Source organism: Fulvivirga aurantia (genome assembly GCF_009711475.1).
Taxonomy (GTDB): Bacteria; Bacteroidota; Bacteroidia; order Cytophagales; family Cyclobacteriaceae; genus Fulvivirga; species Fulvivirga aurantia.
The window spans coordinates 1-6,730 of the sequence record NZ_SMMD01000728.1 but is presented as its reverse complement, the minus strand read 5'-3'; the positions used below and the strand labels follow the sequence as shown (position 1 = coordinate 6,730).

Sequence of the window (6,730 nt, the reverse complement as noted above, 5' to 3'; positions counted from 1 at the left end):
AGGTGTTAATGTTTCTGAAAAAGGAAAAAAAGCCGCCCTTCAGGTCATCAGAAAACATCGGTTATGGGAGACTTTTTTGGTTGAGAAATTGAAGTTCAATTGGGACGAAGTTCATGAGGTTGCAGAGCAGCTTGAACACATCAAATCGAGCCTCTTAATTAAGCGACTCGATGAGCTTTTAGGACACCCAAAATTTGACCCTCATGGCGACCCCATTCCTGATGAAGATGGTGAGTTTAAGGCAAAGCCACAGATCGCCTTAAGTCAATGTGAAAGTAACAAGGAAGGCGTGGTCGTTTCGGTAAAAGATGATAGCTCTGCTTTCTTAAAATATCTTGACAAAATTGGTGCATACATCGGTGCCAAAATCAAGGTCATTGACAAGGTCGAATTTGATGATTCATTGGAGATCGAAATCGATGGAAAAAAAGTATTCATTTCTAAAGAAGTTTCAGAAAATATATGGATAACAGAATAGTATTATTCTTAGTAATCGCAATGTTTGCCACCGCATGCGGTAAAACCAAAAACGAAAGAAAATTTGGCGATCGGCTTAACATTGTAACCACTACAGGCATGATCGAAGATGCCTTGAAAAATATCGTAAAGGATTCTGCAGATGTGTCTGCTCTAATGGGACCTGGCGTAGACCCACATCTATATAAAGCCACGCAAGGAGATCTAAACAAACTCACAGGGGCAGATGCAATTTTCTATAATGGCCTCCAGCTGGAGGGCAAAATGAGTGAGGTTCTAAGTAAGCTTTCGGTCAGGAAACCTGTAGTAGCAGTAGCCCACAAAATCGATTCTTCTAAGCTCAAATCCGCTCCAGATTACAATTATGCCATTGACCCACACATCTGGTTTGATGTAAGCCTGTGGATAGAAGCTGTAAAAGAGATGAACCGCGCTCTGCAGGAAATAGACAGTACTAATGCTGCTTACTACGACAATAATACTGACGCCTATATTACAGAGCTTAAGAAACTGCACGAGTGGGTAGGAAGTGAAATAGCCACAATTCCTGATCATCAGAGAATTTTAATTACTGCTCATGATGCTTTCGGTTATTTTGGAGAGGCCTATAATATTGAAGTGAAAGGACTCCAGGGCATCTCTACCCTATCTGAATACGGCCTTAGAGACGTTTCAGATCTGGTAGATTTTATTTCTCAAAACAAAATCAAGGCGGTGTTTGTAGAGACTTCTGTGCCGCAGCGTGCTATCAATGCTGTAGTAGAAGGATGTAAAAAAAGTGGGTTTGATGTTTCTATTGGTGGGAACCTATACTCTGATGCTATGGGAGAAAGCGGCACACCGGAAGGCACTTATGTGGGCATGGTTAAGGCCAATGTAAACACGATTGTAAACGCCCTGAAATAACAATTTATGATAGAACAAGCTAAAGATCCGGTACTAGAAATACACGACCTCACTGTATCATATGATCGTAAGCCGGTGCTTTGGGACGTTGATTTGACCTTACCGGCAGGACAGCTTATTGGCATTGTAGGACCAAATGGGGCAGGAAAATCTACGCTTATAAAGTCAATAATGGGACTTACACCCAATAGTAGCGGCTATGTTAAGCTGTTTGACAAAAACCTGAAAGATGTAAGGGGAAAGATAAGCTATGTGCCTCAAAAAGAGTCTGTTGACTGGGATTTCCCGGCCTCAGTGCTTGATGTCGTGCTTATGGGCCGATATGGTAAGTTAGGGTTATTTAAACGACCCAGAAAAGCCGATAAAGACGTGGCCATGGACGCTTTGAGAAAAGTTGGTATGGAAGCTTATATCAACAGACAAATATCTCAGCTCTCAGGTGGTCAGCAGCAGCGTGTGTTCCTCGCAAGAGCTCTAGCACAGCAAGCCGATTTGTATTTTATGGATGAACCTTTTGCAGGTGTAGATGCTGCCACTGAAAAGGCGATAATTACACTCCTGAGAGAGATGTCGGCTCGAGGTAACACTGTAGTAGTTGTACATCACGACCTTCAATCGGTGACTCAATATTTTGATTGGGTGATTATGCTGAATATGCGATTAATAGCTAGTGGTCCGACTGAGAAGGTTTTTAATACTGAACTCTTGCAGGAAACTTATGGAGGTAAGCTCACCCTGTTGAGCGATGTAGGTGAATTGATCAGAAGAGAGCGTTTTCCAAGTAGAGAACAAAAGCGTAAAAAAGAGTTGAAGCAGAAAAAATGAATAGCTTTTTAGAATTTTTCTCTTTTGCCGATCCAAATATCAGATATGTAGTTTTTGGCTCTATCCTTCTTACCGGCAGCTCCGCTATTGTGGGTTCCTTTACATTTTTAAAGAAAAAAGCGCTCGTTGGAGATGCTGTTGCCCATGCGGTACTACCGGGTGTATGCTTGTCGTTTATCTTATATGGTGAGAAAAATCCAATCATCTTAATACTGGGAGCATTCTTGACAGGTTGGGTCTCTCTCCTACTCATTGATTACATCTCAGCTAAATCTAAAATCAAAGAAGATACAGCCATAGGGCTCATACTTTCCGTCTTTTTTGGCATCGGCATATTTATGCTCACTATCATTCAGAAATCTGGCAATGCCGCTCAATCAGGGCTGGATCAGTTTTTATTCGGCAAAGCCGCATCTCTTGTAGGTACTGATCTAATTGCCTTTACCATCATTGCTCTTATTCTTATTTGCACTGTTTCCCTTCTTTTTAAAGAGTTTACCATAGCAGCTTTTGATAAAGAATTTGCTGCAACTTTAGGCTTACCTATCAAAGCCATTGAATTGATTCTTACCACACTTACTGTGCTTGCTGTGGTGGTCGGCATTCAGGCTGTAGGTGTCGTACTCATGGCGGCCATGCTCATTACGCCAGCTGCGGCTGCCCGATTCTGGACTGAAAAAATACAAACCATGGTGTGGTTGGCTGCCATATTTGGCTCATTTAGCGGCCTTACAGGAGCTTACATAAGCTACATTGCACCATCTATGCCCACTGGTCCATGGATCGTGATCGTTGTGTCTACTATTGCCTTTATCTCATTTTTCATGGCCCCGAGAAAGGGTATTTTTTATCGGGTGCGAAACCAAAAAAAGATTAAAAGGCAGATCAATGATGAGAATATATTAAAAGCGCTTTACCAACTTGGTGAACAAGAAAAGAGCTTTTTTGAAAAACGCACTGTCGAGGAAATACTTCAAAAACGAATTTTTGACCCGGCTAAACTAAAGGCTGGCCTTAAACGACTTAAAAGACAGGGATACCTTAGAAACAAAAACGGCCATTGGTCATTTACCAGAGCCGGCAGAGACAAAGGGCAGCGCACAGTAAAACTGCACAGACTGTGGGAACTTTACTTAACACAATACCTGAGAATTGCACCTGATCACGTACATGACGATGCTGACACGATTGAACATATACTTACTCCAGAATTAGAAGCAAGGCTAGAAAAACTATTGGACTACCCTACAGTCGACCCGCATAGCTCGGAGATACCGTATAGATGACTGGGGGCTGGGGAGCTGGTTGCTGGGTGCTAGGGACTGGTTTCTGGTTACTGGGGCCTAGGATACTGGGGGCTGGCTGCTGTGGGCTAGGTGTTGGAGATTTGTTGCTAGGGGCTGGTGAGCTAGTTTCTGGGTGCTAGGGGTTGGGTGATGGCTTCTGGTTACTTGTTGCTGGTTGCTGGTTGCTGGTTGCTGGTTACTAGGGGCTAGGTGTTGGAGACTGGTGGCTGGGGGTCTAGTTACTGAGGGCTGGGATTAAATTATTATTCAATATTTGAGTTGAAATGAGTTATAAAGAACTGAAAATATATCAATTAGCAAGGGAAAATTCAGTCGCTATACATAAAATGAGTCTTTCGTTGCCAAAGTTTGAACTATACGAGACAGGCAGCCAAATCAGGAGATCTAGTAAGTCTGTGAGATCAAACATAGTAGAAGGTTATGGAAGAAGAAAATACATTAATGAATACATACGGTTCTTAACTTTTTCGATCGCATCCAATGATGAAACCCTCGACCATATCGAAACGCTCTACGAAACCGGTTCTTTAACGGATGAAAGCACCTATACAGACCTTATAGACAGGACTAATATTTTGGGTAAAATGCTGAATAACTTCATAGCCGCTGTATCAAAAACCAGAAACCAGAAACCAGCCACTAAATGAACGCCTTACAAATCATAATTGCAGGATCTTTGGTGGCCATTTCGTGTGGGTTACTAGGTTGTTTTCTCATTTTAAGGAAAATGGCAATGGTCGGTGATGCCATTTCACATGCCGTGTTGCCAGGGATTGTCATTGCATTTATGCTCACTGGCTCGAGAGATTCTGTCACTATGCTACTTGGGGCAGGTGTTATTGGTGTACTTACCACTTTTCTGATTGAGTTTTTTCATACCAAAGGGAAACTACAAACCGATGCCTCGATAGGGGTCACATTTACATGGCTCTTTGCCATCGGTGTCATACTCATCTCTGTGTTCGCTGGCAAGGTTGATTTAGACCAGGAATGTGTCTTATATGGTGAAATCGCCTATGTGCCACTCGACCTTTGGATAACCGATACAGGCACGATCATGGGGCCCAGAGTCATTTACATTTCTGCCAGCGTTTTAGTCATTCTACTATTGTTTATTGGCTTTGGCTATAAGGAGTTGTTTCTTACTACTTTCGACCCGGCATACGCTTCGGCCATTGGCATTTCAACGATTACCTGGCACTATTTGCTTATGGGGGCCGTGTCCCTTACCACAGTGGCCTCTTTCGAAGCCGTGGGGGCTATTTTAGTCGTGGCATTGCTCATAGCACCTCCAGCTACAGCCTATTTACTAGTCGATGATTTTAAGAAAATGCTCATTCTCACCTCTGTGCTAGGGGTGATTGTTTCTGTGTGTGGATATTATCTCGCGGCCTGGCTTGACGGCTCGATTGCGGGTGCTATGGCAGCAGTATCTGGATTTTTCTTTGGCGTAGCTTTTATCTATAATCGATTGATGGTTAAGAAGTCATCCAAAGTTAAGCCTTCAAAAACAGCTATTTAGGCAACTTCCTTTGAGATACAATTCTTACATCTGCACGTCTCTGTTCCTCAGCTTCGCTGTCCTCATCAATTGAGCCATAGCCTCTGGCCACAATTCGATCTTCATCGACACCCTGCTCGAGGAAATAGTTTAGTACAATAAGCGCTCGTTTGTGAGATAAGTCCAGGTTATACTTTGGGTTACCATCAGCACTGGCAAAGCCTGCTATGTCTATATTGAGTACCTCGTGCTTGGCAAGTAATTGCACAATACTATCGAGTTCTGCCGCGTGATCTTCTTTAATAGACGATTGATCTGTATTGAAATAGATTTTGTGGGTATGATCCATCAGCCTTAGTTCATCTTCACTAAACTCCAGTTTATTCTGCTCTGCCATCACTTCCGCCTCTACCTGAGAGTAAAACTCGTGCTGAGCATCGGAGAGCAAAATAGTAGGTTGTTGGTCTTTACTACCATGATACTTTACCATAAAAATATCTGTAAAACCCACACCTCCTTCTCTTATAGAAGCAAAATAAGCCCTTCGACCATCATGTGAGACCTGAAAATAGATTTCATCATCCGGAGTATTTACCGGGTAGCCAAGATTTTCGGGATCCGACCACTCCCCTGATGCACTGTCATAAACCGATCTGAATATGTCATACCCGCCATAACCTTTGTGACCAGAGCTACTGAAGTAAAGTGTTTTGCCATCTGCCGCTAAAAAAGGGCTATCATCATCATACTTGGTGTTGATCTTATCTCCGAGGCTTTTGGATTTGTACCAATTGCCTTTATCATCTTTGATGCAATAGTAAATATCTATTCCTCCTTCGCCTCCTGTACGGCTGCTGGTATATAATATGACATCTGATGAAGCGGTTTCTGAGACCGAATTCTCACTATAAATCGAAGAATTTATGCGATTGGACAGGTATTTTGGTTCAGACCATGAAGTGCCATCGTAATCTGAATAATATACATCACCCATGTTGGTGTCTTTGTATAAATACAGGCGATTGCCATCATTTGAAAGGGCAATATTTGCATCGTGATATTCAGTATTTATGGGTGGCCCAATATTTTTAGCCTCACCCCAGGTGCCATCCGGCTGTTTTCTGGAAATGAAAACATCTTCAAAATAAAAGTTGTCTTTGTCCACATCGGGGCTGGTATTGCCTTCCTGCCTTCTTGATGTAAAAATAAGTACTGTTTCATCGCGATTGATGACAGGCGCATAATCGGGCCATTTAGAATTTACACCTTCATTGAGTGGCACAATTGAGTACTGAGCAGGCCGATCGATGATATCCTTGGCATTGTTACATTCTAAAATCCTCCTATTTACCTTACTCAGTGATACTCTATCTTTACCTCTGTAACCACTGCGGCTGAGTACCTTACGCTTGTATTTCTCATAATATTCAAGGGCCTTGTCAAAATCTAAACCATAATGGTAAGCTCTACCGATGTGGTATGCAAGATCGTAACGGTAAGTAGGTTTTATCTCCTCTATCCGCTTTAGGTACTTGAGTGCATAATCTTTATTGATTGTCTCCAGATAGAGTTTGCCAGCCATCCAGTTGGCGGTGACATTATTTGGGTCTAGATCAGCTGCCTGAACAAAAAGCTCTTTGGCAATCTCTATAGCCTCCTTTTGCTGACTGTAAATCTGGCTTGCCTGATCGAGATAGACCTGAGAAAGTTGTAC

The 6,730-nt window shown here is 42.5% G+C and carries 7 protein-coding genes; 6 read left to right on the top strand and 1 reads right to left on the bottom strand.

Features of this window, described 5'->3' with window-relative positions:
• From E1176_RS08450 to E1176_RS08425, 6 genes are all read left to right on the top strand, one after another.
• A partial coding sequence (locus tag E1176_RS08450; RefSeq protein ID WP_155210173.1) for a metal-dependent transcriptional regulator occupies nt 1–478 on the top strand: 478 nt, incomplete at its 5' end.
• The gene (locus E1176_RS08445) at nt 463–1,383 is read left to right on the top strand and encodes a metal ABC transporter solute-binding protein, Zn/Mn family (protein ID WP_155210172.1); all 921 of its coding nucleotides are present in this window, start codon (nt 463–465) and stop codon (nt 1,381–1,383) included. The genes E1176_RS08450 and E1176_RS08445, both read left to right, overlap by 16 nt.
• A gap of 6 nt (nt 1,384–1,389) precedes the next feature.
• Nucleotides 1,390–2,208, top strand: coding sequence for a metal ABC transporter ATP-binding protein (locus tag E1176_RS08440; RefSeq protein WP_155210171.1), 819 nt, complete (start codon nt 1,390–1,392; stop codon nt 2,206–2,208).
• Nucleotides 2,205–3,494 carry a metal ABC transporter permease gene (locus E1176_RS08435; protein WP_155210170.1) on the top strand — a complete coding sequence of 430 codons (1,290 nt, stop codon included), beginning with the start codon at nt 2,205–2,207 and terminating at the stop codon, nt 3,492–3,494. The genes E1176_RS08440 and E1176_RS08435 overlap by 4 nt, the downstream gene beginning before the upstream one ends.
• Before the next feature lie 284 nt (nt 3,495–3,778).
• Nucleotides 3,779–4,162, top strand: coding sequence for a four helix bundle protein (locus E1176_RS08430; protein WP_155210169.1), 384 nt, complete (start codon nt 3,779–3,781; stop codon nt 4,160–4,162).
• A complete protein-coding gene (locus E1176_RS08425) occupies nt 4,159–5,037 on the top strand; it encodes a metal ABC transporter permease (protein ID WP_155210168.1) in 879 nt (292 codons plus the stop codon). The genes E1176_RS08430 and E1176_RS08425 overlap by 4 nt, the downstream gene beginning before the upstream one ends.
• On the opposite strand, the gene E1176_RS08420 is transcribed toward E1176_RS08425, so the two are convergent.
• Nucleotides 5,030–6,730 (bottom strand): OmpA family protein (locus E1176_RS08420; protein ID WP_155210167.1); only part of this gene is annotated, 1,701 nt, incomplete at its 5' end. The two genes, E1176_RS08425 and E1176_RS08420, sit on opposite strands and share 8 nt — an antisense overlap.

Coding starts and splice junctions, on each gene's coding strand:
- E1176_RS08445 (WP_155210172.1), top strand. CDS start 463: ATGGATAACAGAATAGTATTATTCTTAGTAATCGCAATGTTTGCCACC.
- E1176_RS08440 (WP_155210171.1), top strand. CDS start 1,390: ATGATAGAACAAGCTAAAGATCCGGTACTAGAAATACACGACCTCACT.
- E1176_RS08435 (WP_155210170.1), top strand. CDS start 2,205: ATGAATAGCTTTTTAGAATTTTTCTCTTTTGCCGATCCAAATATCAGA.
- E1176_RS08430 (WP_155210169.1), top strand. CDS start 3,779: ATGAGTTATAAAGAACTGAAAATATATCAATTAGCAAGGGAAAATTCA.
- E1176_RS08425 (WP_155210168.1), top strand. CDS start 4,159: ATGAACGCCTTACAAATCATAATTGCAGGATCTTTGGTGGCCATTTCG.